The organism is Trinickia sp. LjRoot230, assembly GCF_964253315.1.
GTDB lineage: Bacteria > Pseudomonadota > Gammaproteobacteria > Burkholderiales > Burkholderiaceae > Trinickia.
In genome coordinates, this window is the sequence record NZ_CAXUQX020000001.1 from 239550 (window position 1) to 261633 (window position 22084).

A 22084-nucleotide genomic window follows, 5' to 3' on the forward strand; every position below is an offset into this window, starting at 1 on the left:
GGGCCGGACATTGAGCGTGCGTCGGCTCTTCGCTCTGTCCTGCCGATGGAGGATGCCTTGGCGCTGGAGGCGTCGCCGTGCTTATGTTATGTTACATGCCGAACATACCGACGACATGCGACGCGATGGCAAAAGGAAACTCCGGGCGGCTGGTGATAGAGATCGATCCTGATCTCAAACGCCGCCTGTACAGTGCTCTTGCATTCGAAAATTCCACGTTGAAAGACTGGTTCATCAGTGCGGCGAAGCAATATCTTGATGAATGCCAGCAACCCAGTCTGCCTGGAATCGATAAACGCAAAGAGACAGCGAAATCATGAATTTTATTGAGAACGAGACCAAGCAAAAGTTGCGGGGCGGCTATTACACACCACTTGATCTTGCTGTTTTTATTTCGAAGTGGATAAAGGAGTGCAAACCCAAGGACATCTTGGAGCCAAGCTGTGGAGACGGTGTTTTTTTTGAAGCGCTTGCGCAGGTCAAAGGATTTGAGAAAGCGAACATTGTTGGCTTCGAGCTCGACCCGGAAGAGGCGCACAAGTCGCGCGAGCGCGCGGGCGCTGTTGGCTTAAAGGCCGCGCAAATCATTCAGGAGGACTTCCTCGGTTGGGCCATCGATCACTTGCATGATGACGGTGCGAGGTTTGACGCGATCGTTGGCAATCCGCCCTTCGTTCGATATCAATATTTACCTGAGCCGTTCCAGGTTTGCGCCGAACAAATTTTTGACAAGCTGGCGCTGCGCTTCACAAAGCACACGAATGCGTGGGTGTCTTTTATTCTGGCGAGCATGGCACTGCTTCGGCCTGGTGGCCGCTTGGCCATGGTGGTGCCGGCCGAAATCATCCATGTGACGCACGCGCAATCGTTGCGCTCGTATCTCGGGCGAGAATGCCGGCGCTTGGTGATCGTCGATCCGGAAGAGCTTTGGTTCAGCGAGACGTTACAGGGCGCAGTGATCTTGCTCGCGGAAAAACGTCGAGATGCTGCGGAGAATATCGAAGGGCTTGGGATGTACCCGGTAAGAGGGCGTGAATTCTTGGGTCTGAATCCGTCCGTCGTCTTTGATGCGCCGCAGGCTATCAACGGTAAGACCGTGGAAGGAAAGTGGACGCGTGCATTGTTGGACCTCGAAACGCGTTCGCTATTCGACGAGCTTGCGGAGCATCGCGATGTACACCGTTTCGATATGGTTGCGGATGTGGATGTCGGTATCGTCACGGGGGCAAATAAGTTTTTCCTTGTTTCCGATGAGGTGATCGAAAATTATGGGCTTGATCAATGGGCGCATCCGATGTTTGGCCGCAGCGAGCATTGTCCGGGGATCATTTATGACGATCGCCAGCACGCCGTCAATGCAGCCAAAGGGAATCCGACGAATTTCTTATGGTTTCGCGGCGATATCAAGGAAATTGACGCCACGGCGCGGGCTTATATAAAAACCGGCGAGAGCGAGAAGCTGCATACCCGCTATAAGTGCAGGGTGCGATCGCCTTGGTACACGGTGCCATCGGTTTATGCCACTGAGATCGGCATGCTGAAGCGCTCTCACGATACGCCGCGTCTTATTTTGAATCGTATCGGTGCCTATACGACTGACACTGCATACCGTATTCGCACCCATGATGGGATTTCGGCAGAACAACTGGTGGGTTGTTTTGTTAATCCGCTTACCGCATTGAGCGCCGAGCTGGAGGGGCGACATTACGGTGGGGGTGTTCTCGAGCTGATTCCTTCCGAAATCGAGCGGCTGATGATTCCGCTTCCGGCTGGCGCTGACATCGACCTGACGGGCTTGGATACCGCGATCCGAGGGGCGTCGACGCACCAGGTGCTCGTCAATCAAGGCAAGGTGGTGTTGGGCGCGTTGGGCATGTCGCGCGCCAAACAGCAGTGCGTGGTGGAGGGCTGGCGCAAACTGCGCGACCGTCGGCATCGGACGTCGAGCGAGCCGTTGGAAACCGACAGCTAGTCGATCTCCAATACAAACCGCGTGGCGTCGGCGTTGTCACGGTAGATCGCGATCGTCCGGCCAATGAGATCTGGCTGGGCGATATAGCTGCGCATCGTGCCCCAGCTAAGACGCGTCATTGCATTGCGCTGCTCGTACGCTTTGCTTGTCGTGCTCGTCGTGTGGCGAATGGCTAGATCGAATTCTCCACAGCTTATGCCTTTGCGAATGAGTTGGAATTTTGCGAAGGCTTCGTCAGCTGTCTTCGAACGGGTTGCCCATTTCAGATGTGGGAATACCTCGTCTCTAAAGTAATGTCGGTGATCGACCTCTTCGGGGAGTAAGCCCTTATCGAGGTTGACCGAACCTGTCGCATTCGTTTTTTTCCCGTCGGGTATCGTGAGATCGCGTCTGGTAAGCGGCTTGCTCTCCCAAACCAATTCCAAGTCAACGCCCGACGCTTCGGGCGATTGGATGCTTTGCGGCGCCGCTTTTGCTTTTGAAAGTGCGCGCTTAAGCGGCGTGATCTTGAGTTTGATGCGGGGAACGGTATCGGCGGCGCCGAACTCGCCGATAGAGGTTGTTGGCCGTGGGGGCATGACCGCCATTTCGTCGACGAGACGGCCACTTGCCAGCAACTCACCAAGCTCGTCGTCCGATTCGATCTTTACGACATGCTCTGGGTACGCTTTCGGTAAAGACGAAAATTGTGCCTCGATTTCATCGATGACCGACTTGTCTTTTGGATCCATCAAGTCGAAGCCAAGGATCATTCCGGCTTCGATGTTGTTGTTCAACCCGCCGAGCGTGAGATTGGCGCTGCCGACGATGAGACGCGCTTGGGCGGCACTTCGAACCAGATAGAGCTTGGGATGGAATACGACTGTCCGTGAGCCCGTGTCGACTGTGTAAAGGTGGTTTGTGATGCCGCGAAGCAAGCGCAATCCTTGGCATGAGGTAATGTCGTTTCGAATGCCGGTGAATGCGACCGTGTGCGCCGAGTTTGCTTTGATCGCGGCCGCTAGCTGTTCGACGCCGCTTTCGGTGACAAAGGCGACGCTTATCAGCACACGCTCGATGTCGGGAATGTTGAACAGCTCGCGGACGGCGTCGGCATGGGTGCGCTTTGTGAACCCCTGGAGGATGAATTCTTTAGTGGCCATGTCGGTGGTCATCTTGTTTGAGACCAAGACATCATACTTAACGCGCAGAGCGGCCCTTGGTGCAAGGAGATAGAAAGTTGGCCCGAAGAGATCAGGCAGGTCACGTCCGTATCATGCCAAAGGAGCCGTTTCTGAACCATGCTCCACACTCATTTCAGCTCACACCGGCGGCCCGTTTGACTGCGCCAGCCGCTCCGCTTCGCTGGCTGGCCAACGCTACGATGCGGTCCTTGGTGTAGCCGGCGCGCATGAGCGCAGGGCCATGGTCGATGACCGCCTGCAGGGCCGGAGCGCCGCCAACGTTACCGGCGATCTTGACGATGTCGGCGACTTTGAAGCCCGCGTCCAAGAGTGCCTGACGATGAGTGAGGACCGCCTGCAGCGCCCGGGCGCCGCCGATGTTGCCGGCGATCTTGACGATGTCGACGACCGTGACGCCCGCGTCTAAGAGTTCCTGACGATGGATGAGGACGGCCTGCAGCGCCCGGGCGCCGCCGGCGTTGCCGGCGATCCTGACGATGTTGGCGGCATTGAAGCCCGCATCCAAGAGTTCTTGGCGATGAGTGAGGACTGCCTGCAGCGCCCGAGCGCCGCCGGTGTTGGAGGCGATTTTGACGATGTCGGCGGCATTGAAACCCTCGTCCTTGAGAGCTGGACCATGGGAGAGGACGGCCTGCAGCGCCCGGGCGCCGCCCCCATTGGAGGCGATCTTGACGATGCCGGCGACACTGAAGTCCGCATCCCTAAGTGTCGGACCATGGATGAGAACGGACTTCAGGGCCTGAGTGCCACCGCTGTTGGCGGCGATCTTGACGACGTCGGAGGCACTGAAGCCCGCGACCGAGAGTTCCTGACGATGGGTAAGGACGGCCTGCAGCGCCTGGGCGCCACCGATGTTGGCGGCGATTTTGACGATGTCGGTGGCACTGAAGCCCGCGTCCTTGAGCGCCGGACCATGGGAGAGGACTGCCTGCAGGGCCTGGGCGCCACCGATGTTGGCGGCGATCTTCACGATGCCGGCGGCACCAAAGCCCGCGGCCACGAGCGCCTGACGATGGGCGAGGATGGCTTGCAGGGCCTGGGCGCCGCCGTTGTTGGCGGCGATCTTGACGATATCGGCGGCCTTGCAGCCCGCGGCCACGAGCGCCTGACGATGGGTGAGGACCGCCTGCAGGGCTTGGGCGCCGCCGTCGTTGGCGGCGATCCTGACGATGTCGGCGGCACTGAGGCTCGCGTCCAAGAGTTCCTGACGATGGGTGAGGACCGCCTGCAGGGCCTGGGCGCCGCCGGTGTTGGCGGCGATCTTCGCGATGTCGGCGGCGTTAAAGCCCGCGTCTAAGAGCTCCTGACGATGGGTGAGGACCGCCTGCAGGGCCTGGGCGCCGCCGTTGTTGGCGGCGATCTTGGCGATGCCGGCGGCGTTGAAGCCCGCGTCCAAGAGTTCCTGACGATGGGTGAGGACCGCCTGCAGGGCCTGGGCGCCGCCGTCGTTGGCGGCGATCCTGACGATGTCGGCGGCACTGAGGCCCGCGTCCAAGAGTTCCTGACGATGGGTGAGGACCGCCTGCAGGGCCTGGGCGCCACCATCGTTGGCGGCGATCTTGACGATGTCGACAGTCTTGAAGTCCGCGTCCTTGAGTGCCGGACCATGAGAAAGGACTGCCTGCAGGGCCTGGGCGCCGCCGGTGTTGGCGGCGATCCTGACGATGTCGACAGCTTTGAGGCCGGCGTCCAAGAGTTCCTGACGATGGGTGAGGACCGCCTGTAGGGCCTGAGCGCCGCCGTTGTTGGCGGCGATCTTGACGATATCGACAGCCTTGAAACCCGCGTCCAAGAGTTTCCGACGATGGGCGAGGACGGCCTGCAGGGCCTGGGCGCCGCCGCCGTTGGCGGCGATCTTGACGATGTCGGCGGCGCTGAAGCCCGCATCCAAGAGTTCCGGACGATGGGTGAGGACCGCCTGCAGGGCCTGGGCGCCGCCGTTGTTGGCGGCGATCTTGACGATGTCGGCGGCACTGAAGCCCGCGTTCAAGAGTTCCTGACGATGGGTGAGGGCCGCCTGCAGCGCTTGGGCGCCGCCATCGTTGGCGGCGATCTTGACGATGTCGGCGACACTGAAGCCTGCAGCCGTGAGCGCCGGACCATGGACGAGGATTGCCCGCAGCGCTTGCGCACCGCCATCGTTGCTCGCAATCTTGACGATCTCGGTTTTGCTCAGACTATAAGGTGGCGCGGTCAATCTTGGGTGATGGGATCGGATGAAATCCAGTGTTTCTTGACCACCCTGTTTGCTTCCGATCACGAGACGTTCGTGCACGCTCAGATCAAGCGGGTTATTCGCTTGCGTGCCCGGCTGATGGGGGGGCAACCCGTCTGCATGATCTGCGGCGCTTGAGCCTTGCGAGGAGGGTGCGGGTCGCGGCAACCGTGGTAAGCCCTGCAGGCGAGCGTCCGGCGCAGAAGATGCGGGCTTGCGCGCCGCACCCGGCGGCGGCTTACGCCCATTGTTCGACGAAGAACCCAAGCCGGACGGATCCGGCATCCCACCGCTACCATCCGCTCTTGACGACCGCATGCGCTTGCCCCTGACTCGAAATAACGGAACGCGGCAACGATGTCCGCTTATCGGGGGTGCAAGCTACCCGAAATGCTGAAGTGTCATTCGCTCGCGGGCGAACTCGACTGTCCCATTGCGAAACGAGATGGTTGCGGGCAAGAAGCGGCCGATCTTCACGTCGCTCGGCACGGCCGCGCGTCGGTCTACTGGAATCATGGTTGTCAGTGGAAGGCGCTGCCGATCGAAAGGCATGCCAGAGGTCGGCCCGAGATCGCGCAGGCTCACGCTGCTCCAGTGGGTCTTTACGAAATCCCGCTTGCTTGTGCAGCTCGGCGCCGTATCCCGAGGCGTGAGCCAAATTCAGCGGCCACGCTACCTACTCTTCTCTTGAACCTTTTTCAAGGCCTTTTCAAGGCGAGATACGTCTTCGATAGCCCCTCCGCTATCGATATGCGCTGACCAACTCGGAATGGCTTTTTTGAACAATTCGAGGCCGTCGGGAGTTACGTTTGACATTCGAAGGACAAATTCTTCGTTAAGCTTCCCGATGGCATCGAATGGTTCAACGCCTACCAATAGATCGTGTTTCTTTAGAAAACCGAGAAGAGTTTCTGATATTCTGATAATTTGATCTCGATAGGCGTCGCTTTTATTTGCCGACAAAAGTGCCGGGATATTGTGCAGAGTAAGATCAACGTTATTCATTACTTCATCCTCAAAATTATAGAAGCACACTAAACTGAAAGCGGAATCTCCTGCGAAAAATCAAACCCCGTCAGCTTATGGGCCTTCACGGCCTCCCTGAATCTTTCAGAGACAAACACGGTCGCCGGTTTTTCTTTGACACGGAATATGTCGACGCCTTTGATCCGGTTCGGTAACAAAACGAGCCTATTGAAGACGGTAGCCTGCGGGTAGACTTTATATTTCGACGATGCCAGATCGACAGCGTCCTCCACAGATCTCGTTACATGAAACCCTGTCATCCCGGGGATCGGCGCTTCGACTGAAAGCTGCTGGCCGGCGCCTTCGATAACATTGGAGAGAACTGAGAGTGCTCTGCCACTGAGAACAAGAAATGGTGAAAGAATGGTATGAATATCGCTTTGTTTTTTCTTCCTAGGAGTTCCCCACGAAAGCTTTGCCGGCACATAATCATCACCAAATGGCTTACCGCAGAGGGATGTAGCGTGAATCGCCACGCTTTTTTCGTATTCCACTTCTCCATTTGCATCAGCCTGAACCAATGCTTGGAACGAATCATCCTGGTTCAGTGCATATACATGCATTACGCTTACCTCACAATTTGGATAGAAGGATTTCCAAAGGGGGCCGGGTTGCATTCTGCAGCGACTAATTGACCCTTGTGAAAGGGGCTACTATTCGGGTGTCTTCCAAGCAATGTCAAGCAACTAGAAGCGTAGATCGACCTTTACATCGTCCGGTACATCCTTTGACGGCTCCTCAGGCGTGAGTCGGTCAACAAACTCTTGCAAGGAGCCAGCAACCGCTGTGATCCCGTAGTGGCTGGATGGCATATTCGGACCGACCTCGCTCTCATGGTCCCAGAAACCCACAGGCTGCTCATCGGCGTCGCCAATGTGGAGGCATATTTGATTCCCCCTGGCGCCGCTCCGATTGGGATCCATCCAGTCCTAATACGATCACGGTACGTGTCGAACATCTCCCGGGCAGTCAGGTGATACTTGCTTGTTAGCCCGTAGAGCATTTCTAGTGAATCTGTTCCATCGCGGGACGTCCAGGGAGACGGAACGTCGGGTCGAAATGCAACCAGGGTACTGAACTCGATGTCACCACCGAAATGGAGCAATAACTTCCTGTAGTAGTCCGGCAGCGGGCCTGTCGCTGCCTCTAGGCGCGCCAGTTGTTGAGCCTTTTGCGCCTCTGGGATCGCGGTCGGTGTGGCCCCAAGGCGTGCAAGTTTGTCTAGCATCAGGACTTCCTGATGTCTGACGTCGACTCTATATTAGGGAAGAACATCTCCGCATGATCTGGGTGTTTCATCGACGCCCTAGAGCCCCTCAAACGCGTCATATTGCACTCCGTCGTTCAATTCGATAAAGGTCGGCCCGATCAGTTCGGCGTCTGCGCTAGCTATGACGAAAGCCTCATTCACCATGATCCAACCTGTCTCGGTGCACGAATAAAGAGGAGGTGGGCTAATATCTCTTCGGAAGACGAATTTCGGTATTTTCGCGTAGACAGGATGCGATGTCCATGGAGGTGACGGTACCGGCTCTCCACTCTCCAGGGTCATCACTTCAAATGTCGACTGAGATGCGTCCATCAAGCTTATGTTGTCGAGAAGAAGAATGATGAAATATAGGCCATTAATTTTAGACGGCTTTCTCCCATTCCCGAAAAGATCGAACGGCACGGCCCGATAACGAGCACCAACTGAATTCAGCAGGTCGAGTAGCTTCTGCGACCCGCAGATGTGCGGGCTGTACATCCAGCAGTCAACGTTGAATTCGTGGTCCGGGAGGATGCATTGGTACTGACCTGCCCCGGGAATCTGAGACCAGCTTGAACTAGGATAATGGCGTATCCACGTGGAGCGCGTCATGAAGAAGAGTCGATTCAGCGATGAGCAGATTGTTCGGATTTTGCGGGAGGCGGACAGTGCGCCGATTGCCGAGGTGGCGAAGCGCCACGGCGTGAGTGACGCGTCAATCTATGCGTGGCGCAAGCGTTTCGGAGAGATGGTCAGCGACGACGTGAGGCGTCTGAAGGCCCTGGAGCTGGAGAACAACCGGCTGAAGAAGCTGGTCGCGGAGCGGGATCTCGAGATTGAGGTCATGAAGGAGATTTCGGGAAAAAAGTGGTGAGCGCACAGGTGCGCCGCGAGCAGGCCCGCTATGCCATTTCGCGCGGGTTGAGCCAGCGGCGTGCATGTGCGCTGATCCAGGTCAGCCGCGCCAATCTCGGTTACGTGAGCAAGATGCCGGGAAAGAACGCTCTGGTGGTTCAGACGATGCAACGGCTCTCCGGGGACTATCCGCGTTTCGGCTCGCGCAGGATCCGCATCATGCTCGGTCGCGAAGGCATCGTCGTTGGCAAGGAACGCTGCAGCCGGTTGTGGGCACAGGCGGGGCTGCAAGTGCCTCGCAAGCGGCGCCGACGCCGTATCGCCGGCTCGCGCCCGCGGCCACTTGCACCGCAGATGCGCAATGCGGTGTGGAGCTACGACTTTGTCTTTGACGCGTGTGCGAATGGCCAGCAGCTGAAGTGTTTGACGGTCGTTGACGAATACACGCGTGAATGTCTGGCAATCGACGTTTCCGGCTCGATCCGGTCTGCACGCGTCATCGAGGTGTTGAGCCGGCTGATCAGTGTTCACGGTGCACCGCGATACATGAGAAGCGACAATGGTCCCGAGTTCGTGAGTTCTGCGTTGCTCAAGTGGATCGTGTCGGAGAAAATTGAGTCGGCGCTGATCGATCCAGGCAAGCCATGGCAGAACGGAACGAACGAAAGCTTTAGCGGAAAATTCCGCGACGAGTGTCTGGCCATGGAGTGGTTTCGCAACCGAATCGAAGCGAAAATTGTGATTGACGACTGGCGCCGGCACTACAACGAAGTCAGGCCCCATTCGAGCCTAAACTACGAGACGCCGCTGGCGTACCGCCAGCGGCTAGAAAGCAGTTCAACCAACGCCGTTATTGCTAGAACTGAGTGGTCTTAGAAAACCGGGCAGGTCAGCAGGCCTTGCTCATCTGTCGTCATTGGCGTGAACCCGGACGCGAGCAAAGAGCGTGTTGCGATCTGCGATGGGTATCGCGAGACAAAAGCGTCGTGGATGGAGCTTCTGCTCGACCTGAAAAAGCGCGGTCTGAAGGCAGGGCCACGGCTGGCGGTCGGCGACGGCGCAATGGGCTTCTGGGCGGCGCGGGAAGAGGTGTTTCCGACCACACGTGGCCAGCGCAGTTGGTTTCATAAGATGGGCAACGTGCTGAACGCGCTGTCCAAGTCGCAACAGGCACGCGCGAAGACCGACATGCAATCGATCTGGATGGCGGCGACCCGTGCCGACGCGCACGCTGCGTTCGATCGTTTCGTGTCGATCTATGCGGCGAAATATCCGAAGGCGACCGAGACGTTGAAGAAGCACGAGAGAGCTTGCTCGCGTTTTACGAATTCCCTGCCGAGCACTGGCAGCATCTGCGCACGACCAACGCGATTGAATCGACGTTCGCGACGGCGCGCCACCGTACGACGCGCACGCGTAACTGCATATTGCGACCAACCTTCCTCGGACGGGCATTCAAGCTGATCGAGGAAGCCGAGAAAACCTGGCGCCGTATCAACCGCCCGGAAAAAATCAAGCTGCTGCTCGAGGGCGTCGCCGTCAAGGACGGCGAACCGGTGTAAGACGATCGGCCGGTTCAACAGAAACTCGCCGCTTGAAATCGACCGCCGTCAAATTGTCCATACACCACTCTTGACGCTAGCTCTCGTCGGGCAGGATGGTGGCGATGCGGTTGCCCGGTTGATCGTAGCGATGCGCCGCCGACTCATCGGCCCGCGCCTTCGCTGCCTTTACGCTTAGCAGTCCTTGATCAAATCTTCAAACTCGTCGCCGGGGATCAAGTCATCAATAAATGAACTCCAGGGCATGTCGTGCAAGCCCTTCGTCCCCTGGATGCAAGTCACTGACGCGCTGCTCAGTCACCTTGGCTTTGTGCCCGGCGAACCCGTCTACTTCTCCGTCCATTACGCCAGGCGCCACATCTGCGTCAGGCAAGATTTCGCGCTTAGCAATCACTGATCAGATCTTCGAACTCATCACCAGGAATTAGCCCATCGATAAATTCCTGTAGAGATGGTGCGACGAACTCTATGACTTCATGCCCATCATCATCAACAACATCTCGATTAAGAAGGTAGATTGCGCAATCTTTAAATTTCATGAGCAGCGGGTATCCACTCACATCGAATGCAAATGGGATGTACGCTGTCTTACCGAATAAAGATTGGGTATCGGTGTAATCGATATAGTTCTCTTCCAGCATCGAACCCTCAGCCGTTGACGGATACTTTATTGGATAGAATCCGTTTAACGTCACACCGTTTGCATCGCAAGGGTCCACCCCCTTCGGGATGTAGCACATCTTGAAACAGTCCGGGAATCCGCCGTTCCATTGCAAATAATGTCTTCGAAGATCAGCGGGCATACGAATACCAAACTGATTGTCGAAATTTTCGATATCGTGTTCCGTCAGCGGCTTGGCCAGCCTCATTAGCTTCAACTTGCTCATAGCATTCCTCTAACCGCAGACCTTGCTCCTAGCCTTTACTCGCCAACCCTTCTCCGTAGCAAAGTCTCGAGCGGCTGCCGTATCGTACTTAGTTCTACTGTACCGTTGAAATTGAGATACCCCGCCGTCATGAGCGACCGAACGATGAACGTCATAATTGACCAACTGCATCGTGACCTCTCCGGTACTGGGATTAAAGTCGCTCATATGATGCCATGTGTAATCTCCGGCGAGTTCTCTCGGAATCTTCGACGCCTTGAATGCCTGCGTGTCATCCAGTGTGCGATAGCCTTGCATCTTTATTTTTACAATAGCATTTTGCCCGTCGCCAGCCTGATAAAGCCCATTGTTCGAAAAATCGATGCTCGGAACCCGCGGCGCCCATCCCCACGGATCAATCCATGCCACAGGGTTCGGTGCGTACCGATACAGGTTCTGCCCACCGGCCAACCCAATCGGATCATGCGTAATAAACCGCCCGATGTCCGGATCATAAAACCGGAAGGTGTTGTAGTGCAGCCCCGTCTCGCGATCCAAGTACTGCCCTTGGAATCGCAGATTCTGCGGCAGTGGCGTGCGGCGTTGCGGCGCCGGCACAACGCGCACCGTGCCGGGTGAGGTCCATATCACCGCTTGCTCGTCCTCCGCAACCGTCCACTCCTCGCGCACCGTACTGCCCCACACGCGATACTGCGCCTGCCACACGACGTGGCCTTCGACGTCGGTCAACTCCTCCGGCAAGCCTGATACATCGTTATGGAAGTAATAGACGTTCTCGGATTGGGTGGCATCAATCACATCGTCATTCGCCGCCCGCACCGCTTGGCTATCGATCCGCGCAAGCGGCACATAACTCTCCGGCTCGTACAGATACGTCACCTCATCATCACCCCGACTCTCCTGCAACAACCGCATCCCATCCCACAGGAAATCTGTACCCACATACCCGTTCGTCTTGCGAATGCGTCGCCCCAGCGCGTCGTATTCGAACCGAATCGTCGCGATCGTGTTGCGCTCGAGCGTTGTCACCTTCGTCAGCCGATGCGCCGCGTCGTACTCGAGTTTCTGCTCCTTGTACGGCCCGCGACCGGTCAGCTTGCGCGTCAGGCGCCCATAAACGTCGTACTCGAAGCGCTTGTCCTCGAACATCTTGAGCCGGTTGTGCTCGACATACCCGCCCGGATGCGAGCCCGACACCAGATTCGCCGCCTCATCCCAGCGGAACATCTGCGCCGGCAAGCCCGCGCCGAACGCGTGCTCGATGCGACCCGTCGGGTCATAGCCGTAACGCGTTTCGCCATAGCGATGATGGGTTTTGTTCACCACCTCGCCCACCGGGTCATATTGCCAGCGCTTATGCAGCACCTGCGGCTCGATCTCGATGCTCGCTTGCAGGCGGCCCGCTTCATGCGACACGCGCCGGCCCAGCGCGTCATACCCATAGCGGCTCACGAGCCGGCCTTGCGTGCGCAGCACTTCACGATGTAAATCGTCACGCTCGATGTCGGTCACCACCGTGCCATCGAGATTGATCTGATGCAGATGCCCCGAGCCGTAATACAGCCAATTGATCGTGCGTTCGTCGGGCAGGGTGGTAGCAATCCGGTTACCCAGTTCATCGTAGCGGTGCGCCAACCCGCCCATCGGCCCACGCTCGACCAGCAGTTCACCGCGCGGCCCATACGTCAGCGCGATGCGGCTTTGCAGGTTCAGCGACTCACCATAGCGGGTGTACGTTTCGGCTCTCGCCAATTGGCCGGCTTTGCTGTAGGCGTACTTCCAGCGCTGACCCTCGACCTCCTTCGCGACGATCCGCCCGAGCACATCGCGTTCATAGGACGCGATCAACGCTGCTTCGGTATTCGCCGCATCGGTCACGCGCACGGCCAATCCACGCGCGTCATAGCCATACGTGCGTGTCACCCCATCCAGCCCGCGCTCTTCGACGAGCCGGTCCGTCGCGCTGTACGCGAAGTGATACGTCTCGCGGTTTTCGTTGGTCAACGCAGCCAGCCGATGCGCCTCGTCATAGCCATAGCGCACCACACGCCCGGCCGCATCGGTGCGCGCGAGCAGCAACCCGCGTGGGTTCAACTCGTAATGTGTGCGTCGTCCGTTCGCATCGGTGAGTTCGACCAATCGTCCCGCCGCGTCATAGCGAAACGACTGACGTGCCCCATCAGCCGTAATGATCGCGCTCACTCGGCCAAGCACATCGACTTCGTACGCGGTCTCGTGTTGCGCCGCATCGACCACGCGGATCAACGCGCCGCGCGCATCATACGCAAACCGTGTGACCTTGCCCGAGCAATCGGTATAAGCCGTGAGTTGAGCGCGTCGATTCCACTCCAGATGCTTATAGCCGCCGCGCGCATCCTTGATCGTATGCAGCAGGCCTTGCTCATCGTAGTAGTAATGCGTTTGAAAGCCATCCGGATCAATTAGGACGACTAAGTTTCCGCGTTTGTCGTATCGGTAGCCGTATCGATGATTCGCCGCATTCGTTTCCGCTACCGGCAAATCGAAGTAACCGTTCCATTCGGTTTTTTCGACGGCGCCTAACGCATCGGTTCGTTCGGTCAGCCGGCCGAGACGGTCGTAACTGAATCGGGTGACCCCGCCCGTCGGATCGGTGCAACTGAGCAATTGTCGGAGGTCATTCCACTCGAGCCGCCACACGTGGCCCTCGGCATCGGTGAACGCGGTGGGCTGGCCATCCTCGTTCCACTCGCAGCGTGTCACACGTCCGAGCTGGTCGGTGACCGCAACGGTGCGTTGGCCAACGTCGGCATCGAATACATACGCTTCCCCGTCATCGGTCCAGTGCCGGATGACGCGCGCATCCTTACCGGTTCCTTGCCAGGCATAGCCACACTGCAAACCGCCGGGCAGCGTATGGGCGGTCATCAAGCCCTGTTCATAGGCGAAACGCCGCGTCGTGTGTCTTGCCCGATCCGTCACGCTTTGCAATTCACCGGCATCGGTATAGCCGTAGCTGACCAAGGTTTCCTCGGGCTCGCCTTCGACACCGCGCACGAGGGTGATCGTCGCGATGCGCTCAGGCAGCGCCTCGGTATAGCCAAAGCGCAGCACCCGGCCACTGCCGTCGAGCAAGCGCGTCGGCCGAACCACGTCGCCCGCCGCTTGCCACTGCACTTCGATCCAATTGCCGTTGCGATCTTCGAGGCGGCGCAGCTTCAATGTCTCACGGGCCGTTTCGCTATTGCGCGCGGGGCCGAAATCGCGATAGACGCCATCGACTGTTTCAACGAGATAATGTCCGCCCACCGTGCAGATCAAATACACGCCCTCGGCCACGCTCAAATGGCTTTGGCCGGCCGGCACGGGCGGAAACACGATCTCGCGGCCTTGCTCGTCCCAATACGCAATGGAGTCGATCGCACCGGCCGCATCGCGCACCAGCTTCAACTCAACGCTGATCGGCACACTCCAGCCCGGACCGAACACACTATCGGCGCGATCATCGTGACTGCTATAAAAACGCCGCCAGACGATCGGCAACAGGCCCGGCAGCACGAAATCGGTATCGTGCTCGCCGTCGAGAATCTTGCCACCGGTGATCAGGTTGACCGGATGTCCCACCAAGGTCCTGATCTCGTGCCCAATCCACCCACCGAGCAGTCCCGCGCCGAGGTTCATCGCCAGACACGGCAGTGCGCCCTTCAAGGCGCTCCAATTCATCTTGCCGCGCCCGCACAGCGCCAACGCGATGCCAATCGCCATGCCCAACGTGCTCACCCATTTACGCGCGGGCTCGATCTCGCGCACGGTCAGCGTGCCGCCGCCGATAAATACGTTATTAGAGCCTTTAGCAATCGCTGCCTGACAGGTGGTCTGATCCTTCACGCGTGCTGCGGGCTGACCATTGATGAACACGCTATCCGAGCCTTGCGCAATCATCTGCGGGCCGGAGTGGTTGTCGCAATGGGCCGTATCGAGATCGGCCGGGGCAGCGGCGCGGGCTGCATGTTGGCCGTTCACAAACACGTTCGGTGAACCGTTACTGATGAACCCTTTGACCTCGGGCGGCGCAATCGCGTTACCAAGCGCGTGCGCACCGCGATCGATCTCTTCGTTGATCCCAGAGCCTTCCATCAGCGCGGCCACGCCAATGCCGATGCCAATCACGAGTGGCGTGGCCAAACCCGCAGTGCCGATCTCCAGCAGCGCCAAGCCCGCGGTAACCGCCGCGGTCAACGCCCAGCCCACGGCAATACCCCCAAGCAGGGAGCCGCCCATGCCAATCAAGTCCCCCGCTAACGAAGTGTGCTCGATCGGATCGTGCTCGCGCGCAGCGGGCTGGCTCATGATTGGCCGACAGGCGAATCAGCCGAAGCGGCCGCGGACTCAGGCGGACGCGGAACAAAACTATCGAGCATCTGCTTGACCGCAGCCTGCTGCTCATCGGTCAATGGCGAAGCGCACGTCAGCGTCATCACGAGCATGCGCCCGTCAGCGCCAAGCTGAAAGATCGTCTGCGACTGATGAAACGTGCGCCCTTCCTGTTCCATCGTGCTGTCGATCTGCACGCCGTGCAACTCCTTGCGCCCAACAAACACGGGCCGACGCGCGACCTCTTTCAAATCGCTGACCTGACGCGCGGCCGTCGTCCATTGCCGTTCGATGAAGGCATCGAGATTCTCGCCGTCGCGCAACTTGTCTCGCGAAACCACGAGGTTCAGCGCGCCCGGCCCCGTGTTGAGCAACAGCATATTGACGGTGCGATCGGCGGCGGCATCCGGCAGCACGAAACTGCCTTCCTGGAGGGTGTATTGCATGGTCGATGCGTCCTTGAAAATCAGTTCAAATCGATTCGCTTGCCGTTCACCGACACGCCCGAGTCGTCGATCACGACGACCGAGCCGTTGTGCTCGAGGCGAATGCCCTCGGGCGCGACCATGATCATGCTCGCGCCGACCTTGTGCATGATGCCGCGGTCTGCCTCGTATGCTTGGGTGCCACCACCGCCCTCCTTGGCCGGCGTGGTGACCTCGACAGTGGTCGCGCTCGTGCTGCGCGTGAGCGCCACAGATTCGATCAGGTTGCCCTTCGTAATTTGCTTGCGTTCATCGCCGGTATGCACGGCGACAGTGCGAGAGCCGTTTTGAACGGTGTGTGTTTCGTTATCGAGGATGACGGTGTTCATGTCCTTCTGCGCATGCAGAAAGACTTCCTCAGCGCCGCCTGCATCCGAGAAGCGCAGTTCGTTGGAGCCCTTGCCCTTGTGGGTCTGGCTCTTGATCCCCATCGTCTGACCGTTCGAGTCGTGATAGGGGTTGCCGGCTTCGCCATTGAAGACGCGGCCGACGATGATCGGATTATCGGGGTCCCCTTGATTGAAAGCGACTACCACTTCCTGCCCTATCCGGGGAATCGCGGAGCCGCCCCATCCTTTGCCGGCCCACGGTTGCGACACGCGAATCCACATCGAATCCGAGCCGTCGAGTTTGCCGCGCCGGTCCCACGGGAAGTGCACTTTCACGCGGCTGCCGTCCGTATAGATTTCCTCTCCTTTCGGACCAACCACGATGGCAGATTGCGTGCCGTGCATAGATGGCTTGGCTGTGCGACGTTCAGGCCGAAACGGAATGTCGAACGGCAAACACGTGAAGGAATTGCGATAAGGCAATTCGGCACTATCGCGTGTGTAATCGTTCACTGCCTGGTGCCGTACGTGCAGGATCACAAACGCTTTGCCGTTATAAGTCGACGACGGATGATTGGCGAGCGTGAAGCGATCAGCCGTCGTCATGCCCTGCGCGAAACCACTGCCGTTAAAGCGCCGAGCCTGCGCCTCTTCGGCCTCCATCGCATAACGCGCATAGCGCTGGCCGTCGTCGCCGTGGTCATACAGCGAGTGAAACTGATAGCGCTCGGTGGCGTGAATGTTCGAGTGATTCAGATTGCTCGTCGGCGCTTCGACATGCATCAACCGCGAGGACGGCCGGTTGTAATTGAAGTCCCGATAAGTCACCTTGCCGACACGAAAATTGAATGCCTCGTCCCATCGGTCGATGCCGCTGTTTTCACTCGCGGCGCTGGCGGCATGATACGAAATTGTTTCGAGATTCGGGTTGGGCCGGAACGTCGAATTGGTGTCGCCAATCACGAGCACGTGTTTGTCTTTTTCGTATCGGAACGTCCAGAGCAGCCCCTCTTGCTCCATCAACCGCGCGCAAAAGTTGTAGTAGGACTCGTCATACATCACAACGTATTCCAGCGGCTCACGCTTGGCCTTGATATCGAATTCGAAATCCGAAAAGCCCATCTCCTGAAAGATGGTGGTGAGTATCTCTTCGACCGTCTGATTCTGGAAGATTCGGCAATCGGTGGAGCGAGTAAGAAACCATAGCCACGGCACGACCGTCATTTCATAGCGCGTCACAGCGCCCGAATTGCCCACGCGTCCGAATGACACCACATAGCCATCGAAATATCGGCTGCCATCATCGGAGCCGGCGACGATGGTCGTCAGCGTGCTACCCGCGCTCTGTGGGTTCAACGCGACCTTGACGCGCTGACCGACGATCTGCTCGAATTCGATATCGCTTCGCTGCGAAAGCAAATCGAGATGAATGTGAGGCAGTTGATTGACGTATTCATCGGCCACCAATGCGTTGACGAGCAAGACGTCTTCGCCAAGGGGCGTTTCTATCGAAACGTAGCGAAAACGTTGCGTCAATCGCGGGTTTCCGCCCGCGGCGCTATTGATTGCTTCGGCCACGGCTTCCGGCGTTTTGCCCATCAGCTGCATGCCCGTTTGCGCCAGTTTCATCGCGCTTGTGGCGCCGCCGATCAAGCCTGCTCCCGGTGCGCTGGCGAGCGTGCTGACCTGGCTCGCCAAGCCGGCCGCCGATCCAATATTGCTCAACCCTTTGGCCATCGCCGCGCCGGCATTGCCGCCCGCGCCAGCCGCGTTTGAATCGCCTGCGAAACTCATCATTAACCCCGTCTCGTGGATCGGCCGCTATATTGGCCGCTGTATTGGCGCATACGTGCCAATACGCTTGGAGCATTGCATTATTAAAGTCGCCGCATTGAGGCCGTCACTATATCAAAATGCCGGTGACAAGATAAAGGCATGACTTCTCTAACTTAACGATTGTTGAAAATGTAATGCAGTGCGGTATTGGACGGTTAATCGCGCGTTTGCCGTTTTTTACTGATATTTTGCTGGCACCCGACAATCTCAGGAAAAATTGTCCGATTCAGAAGGCGCTTATACCAGCGGCACGATGCCCGCGCGCGGCGGGCAGCGTCGGATGACCGTTCCGGTACCGGCCGAGACGACCACGAGTTGGATGAAGCTGCTCGTTGGCGCATACGGTGCAAAAAAGCGGTCCAGCACGCGCGTGAAGAGGTCCAGGCTGCTATCGACGAAGGCCTGCTCGTCGAGCGTCACCGTTACCTCCATGCCGCGCGCGAATGCGGGCTGCGGCGCCATGTCGATCCATTGCATGGTCAGGCGGTGGTTTAGCTCGGTGATGCCCTCGATATGTCGGATTCGGGTGTCCGCTACCGCTGCGAGTTGGCGAAAGAGTTGTTTTAGCTCATCGAGCCCTGTCTTTGTCAGTCGAACCGACTGGTGCGTGAGGTGCGAGATGATCCGCCATCGTGCGCCATCGCCTTGGGATGGCCGCGCATATTGCGTGGGGCGCCGCAGCAGCACGATCGGGCATAGCAGATCCTCGCCGACGATTTCGAGATCGCCGCCGGGCGCACCGACGGGCAGGCTAGCCGGTCGGTTGCCGTTCGTGCATGTGATGTCGATACCGAGTTCTCCGACGGCGAGCGTCGACGGGCCGCCGTCGGGGCCTACCAGATCCAGCTTTGTTTCGTATCCCGGAGGATGATGGGCGCCCCAGTCATTGTGATTGACGCTCCAGTATGAGCCGCTCGGGCGGGTCGAGCCGTGCAGCAGCGAGTGGAACGGATGAATTTCTGTTTGGTTCGTGACGTTCGATTTCGTCAGCCGCACACGGTCGATCGACCAAACTTCTGTCGCGGCCACGTCGGGTACTTTGGGGACTAACGGGTATCGCGAAATGCCGTCGCGAAGCTCGATGTGCGTTGCCTGACAGGCGAAGCGATTCACGACCGGCGTGCAAAAAAGCTTCATATTTGCCGCGGCGAGCTTGATCAGCTGCTGTGCGGGGCGGGAATCGGGGTGAATGCCCACTATCGCTAAATGCAGCGTCAGTTGGCGACACGGGCCTGCGGCTTCTCTCAGTGCCGCCAAGTTGATATCGATGAAGTCGAAACGCTCGGGGAATACGAGGTATTCGGTGAACAAGCGCAATGGTGACGCTACCGTGTCGGCGCGCGCTCCGAGCAGCATGTCCGTTTCCTCGAAGCCCACCGCCGATATCGGCGACTCGGCAAGTCGCCGCCATTGCTCGCTTTCGTCTGGTGCGACGAAGGCGTCCGTTGCACGCAATAAGAAGCCATCGCGCAGTGCGGCAACGAATTCGCGCGAGCCGCTCAAGTGAATCCGCATCTGTGCGGGAGCCGATCCGAGCGTTGCCGATTCGCCGGCCGGCGCGAACGTAATCGAAAGCAGGCCGGTCGTGTCCGGCGAAAGTGTTACGCGTCGCGGCGCTGACGTGGGCAGCGCATAGCGCGCATCAGCAATCCGCACGGGCGCGAGGACGACGTCATGGGTCGATACGAAGGAGTACTGATCAATGTGCGTGGAGAACCGGGTGCCGCGCGCGATCGTTTTTGGCTCGGTCAACTGCTGGAACAGGTTGCCGATATCGAACTGCGCGATCGAGCACGATGGGAACGGACGCAGGCATTCGGAGTAGAGCGAGGCTAGCAGGGCTTCGGTGAATTCCGGGAAGTCATCGTCGAGCTTGATGTCGATGCGCGCAGCCAGCAATGCAAAGCTTTGAAGCATTCGCTCGACATGAGGGTCTTCCGAGTGTTCGCCCGAGATGGCCAGGCGTGCGGCGACTTTCGGATAGCGTTCGGCGAAACTCTGAAGCGAGCGGCGCAGCAGTGCCAGCTCACGTTCGTAATGGGGCAGTAGATCGTCGATCATCGCCTCGCACTCAATCAAGCATCGACATCAAACCACCGTATCAGCGGACGAGCACCCGGTCACCGCGCGCCGATACGCAAGCGGCGTCGTGCCGAGGGCGGCGCGGAACCGATGGCCGAAGTGGCTCGCATCGGCATAACCGCACTGCGCTGCGATTTGCTCGACCGTCAGCGTTGTGCTTCGCAACAACGCACGCGCGCGTTCGAGCCGAAGCGCCGCGATCCACGCATGCGGCGGCAAACCGAACGACGCGCGAAACATGCGCGAGAAGTGAAACTCCGACAAGCAAGCCAGTTCGGCGAGCGCTTCGAGCGAAAACGCCCGAGACAGATTGGCCTCGATGTACTCGCGCAGACGCCGCCGCATTGCCGGCGCGAGGCCGCCTCGGGCGAGCGCATCGGGGCGCCGCACGCCCTGGCCGCGCAACAGCAGGCTCAGGATGTCGTGGGCCGTCTCGTTGGCGCGCAGCAAGTTGTCCGGGCCGTCCCACCGTGCGGCGGCGAGCTCCTGGCAAAGCTGCGCGATGCGCGCATCTTCGAAATAGGTGCGATCGGCAAGCGTGATTTCGCGTGGCTCGCGATCGAGTTCTTGAACGGCGCGGCGCGTGAAATGCTCCGGTAGGAAGTAAAGATGCATGAAATGCATCTGGCCGCGTACCCACCAGCGCGATTCGTGGTCGCCCGGCAGTGCGCACAGTCGTTGCGGCGCACCGTACTGCCCCGGCAGTTTCTGCCGTTCCGTCCGATAGCCGCCATCGAGATAGCATGAAAGCGTGTGATGGCCAGGGTGGTCGTAGGCCGTCTCCTCCTCGACTGTGTAGCGCTTCCATACCGCGGCCGCCAGCCGGTCGCCGAGCCAGGCGAAGCGCTCGAGCGTCGCATCGGCTTGCGCTAGCGTGCGGCCGACGGAATGCATCCCGAACGGCGTGTCGTCGTCGGCGGCAGCGAGAAACGGGGTGGTATCCACGGCGCAATCGAAAGGGGCTAAAAAATCGAAAAGTGTCGGCAACGAGTCACGAGTCACGAGTATAGACGGGGCGCCGACATCCGCCCCTCGTTTATCTCAAAAAAGCGCAAGCGCAGACAACCGCCGTTTGAACGGGTCGCGCAGCATTGGCGTGATTTGAACGCTCTGGATCTTCAACCTATGAATCTGCTTCTTTATTTCGTCACTGTTCTGATCTGGGGTACGACGTGGATCGCCATCAAATGGCAGGTTGGCGTGGTCGCGCCGCCCGTGTCGATCGCTTTTCGCTTCTGGCTTGCCGCACTCGCGATGTTCGTCCTGATGCGGCTCGCGCGCCGCTCGGTCAAGGCGCCGCGCGCGGCCTGGCCATTTCTCGTCGGGCAAGGGCTCGCGCTTTTTTGCGTCAACTTCCTTTGCTTTTACTACGCCGAACAGATCGTACCGAGCGGGCTCGTCGCGGTCGTGTTTTCGACTGCGCCGCTTTTCAATGCGCTCAACGGACGCCTCTTCATGGGCCGCGCGTTGCAACCGAGCGCCATTGCCGGCGCGGTGCTCGGCCTGATCGGCATCCTTTGTCTGTTCGCACCAGAGATGGCAGGCCACACGGGGGACCGCGTGATGTGGCTGGGCTTGGCGATTACGCTCCTCGGCACGATGTCGTTTTCGATCGGCAATCTCCTTTCGAGCCGAATGCAGGCGATGGGCCTGCATCCGACCGTAACCAACAGTTGGGCGATGCTGATCGGCGCTGCCGTGCTCACACTCGGCTCGTTCGCGGCGGGCCTGCCGTTCACGCCCGACACGACCTGGCGCTACTTGGGCGCGCTCGCGTACCTCGCGGTACCGGGCTCGGTCATCGGCTTTACGACCTATCTGATGCTTGTCGGGCGCATCGGGCCGGAGCGCGCTGCCTACTGCACGGTGCTGTTTCCGTTCGTGGCACTGGCCGTCTCGACGGTGTTCGAGGGCTATCGGTGGTCAGGCACGGCGGTCGTGGGCTTGCTGCTCGTGGTGGCGGGTAACCTCATCGCGTTCAATGTCCATCAGCGGCTGCCGAGTTGGCGCCGTCGCAGCGGCGACGCGCGCACCTGAGCGCCGCCGAGT

14 protein-coding genes and 1 pseudogene are annotated in these 22084 nt (G+C 59.0%); 5 read left to right on the top strand and 10 right to left on the bottom strand.

Going from position 1 to position 22084, the window contains the following annotated elements; all coding sequences use genetic code 11:
* Window positions 1–125: 125 nt before the first annotated feature.
* Together ACSQ20_RS01125 and ACSQ20_RS01130 are read left to right on the top strand one after the other, a co-directional pair.
* Window positions 126–320 carry a hypothetical protein gene (locus tag ACSQ20_RS01125; RefSeq protein ID WP_436016658.1) on the top strand — a complete coding sequence of 65 codons (195 nt, stop codon included), beginning with the start codon at window positions 126–128 and terminating at the stop codon, window positions 318–320.
* Complete coding sequence (locus tag ACSQ20_RS01130) at window positions 317–1972, top strand: N-6 DNA methylase (protein ID WP_436016660.1); 1656 nt, start codon at window positions 317–319, stop codon at window positions 1970–1972. Before ACSQ20_RS01125 ends, ACSQ20_RS01130 begins: the two co-directional genes overlap by 4 nt.
* On the opposite strand, the gene ACSQ20_RS01135 is transcribed toward ACSQ20_RS01130, so the two are convergent.
* From ACSQ20_RS01135 to ACSQ20_RS01150, 4 genes are all read right to left on the bottom strand, one after another.
* Window positions 1969–2748: a hypothetical protein gene (locus ACSQ20_RS01135; protein WP_436016662.1), complete on the bottom strand. Its 780-nt coding sequence runs from the start codon at window positions 2746–2748 to the stop codon at window positions 1969–1971. The two genes, ACSQ20_RS01130 and ACSQ20_RS01135, sit on opposite strands and share 4 nt — an antisense overlap.
* Before the next feature lie 520 nt (window positions 2749–3268).
* The gene (locus tag ACSQ20_RS01140) at window positions 3269–5431 is read right to left on the bottom strand and encodes a TAL effector repeat-containing protein (RefSeq protein WP_436016664.1); all 2163 of its coding nucleotides are present in this window, start codon (window positions 5429–5431) and stop codon (window positions 3269–3271) included.
* A 612-nt stretch (window positions 5432–6043) separates the two neighbouring features.
* Window positions 6044–6376 (bottom strand): hypothetical protein, encoded by a 333-nt coding sequence (locus ACSQ20_RS01145; RefSeq protein WP_436016666.1) that lies wholly within the window; start codon window positions 6374–6376, stop codon window positions 6044–6046.
* Window positions 6377–6405: 29 nt separating this feature from the next.
* Complete coding sequence (locus ACSQ20_RS01150) at window positions 6406–6960, bottom strand: imm11 family protein (protein ID WP_436016668.1); 555 nt, start codon at window positions 6958–6960, stop codon at window positions 6406–6408.
* 1296 nt (window positions 6961–8256) lie between these two features.
* Here ACSQ20_RS01150 and ACSQ20_RS01155 point away from each other — a divergent pair.
* A protein-coding gene (locus ACSQ20_RS01155; RefSeq protein WP_436016670.1) for an IS3 family transposase occupies window positions 8257–9377 on the top strand; the annotation gives its coding sequence in 2 pieces (ribosomal slippage) (window positions 8257–8506 and window positions 8506–9377; 1122 coding nt in all).
* 15 nt (window positions 9378–9392) lie between these two features.
* Window positions 9393–10063, top strand: a pseudogene (locus ACSQ20_RS01160) (IS256 family transposase); the annotation flags it as partial.
* A gap of 383 nt (window positions 10064–10446) precedes the next feature.
* Here the strand turns inward: ACSQ20_RS01160 and ACSQ20_RS01165 are convergent.
* The 6 genes from ACSQ20_RS01165 to ACSQ20_RS01190 form a co-directional block, all read right to left on the bottom strand.
* Window positions 10447–10950 carry an SMI1/KNR4 family protein gene (locus tag ACSQ20_RS01165; RefSeq protein WP_436016672.1) on the bottom strand — a complete coding sequence of 168 codons (504 nt, stop codon included), beginning with the start codon at window positions 10948–10950 and terminating at the stop codon, window positions 10447–10449.
* Window positions 10951–10959: 9 nt separating this feature from the next.
* Window positions 10960–15279, bottom strand: a complete 4320-nt coding sequence (locus ACSQ20_RS01170) for an RHS repeat-associated core domain-containing protein (protein WP_436016674.1) — start codon at window positions 15277–15279, stop codon at window positions 10960–10962.
* A complete protein-coding gene (locus tag ACSQ20_RS01175; protein ID WP_436016676.1) occupies window positions 15276–15749 on the bottom strand; it encodes a DcrB-related protein in 474 nt (157 codons plus the stop codon). The genes ACSQ20_RS01170 and ACSQ20_RS01175 overlap by 4 nt, the downstream gene beginning before the upstream one ends.
* 20 nt (window positions 15750–15769) lie before the next feature.
* On the bottom strand, window positions 15770–17911 hold the full coding sequence (locus tag ACSQ20_RS01180; protein WP_436022832.1) for a type VI secretion system Vgr family protein: 2142 nt from the start codon (window positions 17909–17911) through the stop codon (window positions 15770–15772).
* A 279-nt stretch (window positions 17912–18190) separates the two neighbouring features.
* Window positions 18191–20014 carry a type VI secretion system baseplate subunit TssF gene (tssF, locus tag ACSQ20_RS01185; protein ID WP_436016678.1) on the bottom strand — a complete coding sequence of 608 codons (1824 nt, stop codon included), beginning with the start codon at window positions 20012–20014 and terminating at the stop codon, window positions 18191–18193.
* 27 nt (window positions 20015–20041) lie between these two features.
* Window positions 20042–20929 carry a helix-turn-helix domain-containing protein gene (locus tag ACSQ20_RS01190; protein WP_436022834.1) on the bottom strand — a complete coding sequence of 296 codons (888 nt, stop codon included), beginning with the start codon at window positions 20927–20929 and terminating at the stop codon, window positions 20042–20044.
* A 231-nt stretch (window positions 20930–21160) separates the two neighbouring features.
* Here ACSQ20_RS01190 and ACSQ20_RS01195 point away from each other — a divergent pair, with 231 nt between their 5' ends.
* Window positions 21161–22072 (top strand): DMT family transporter, encoded by a 912-nt coding sequence (locus tag ACSQ20_RS01195; RefSeq protein ID WP_436016680.1) that lies wholly within the window; start codon window positions 21161–21163, stop codon window positions 22070–22072.
* Window positions 22073–22084 lie beyond the last annotated feature (12 nt).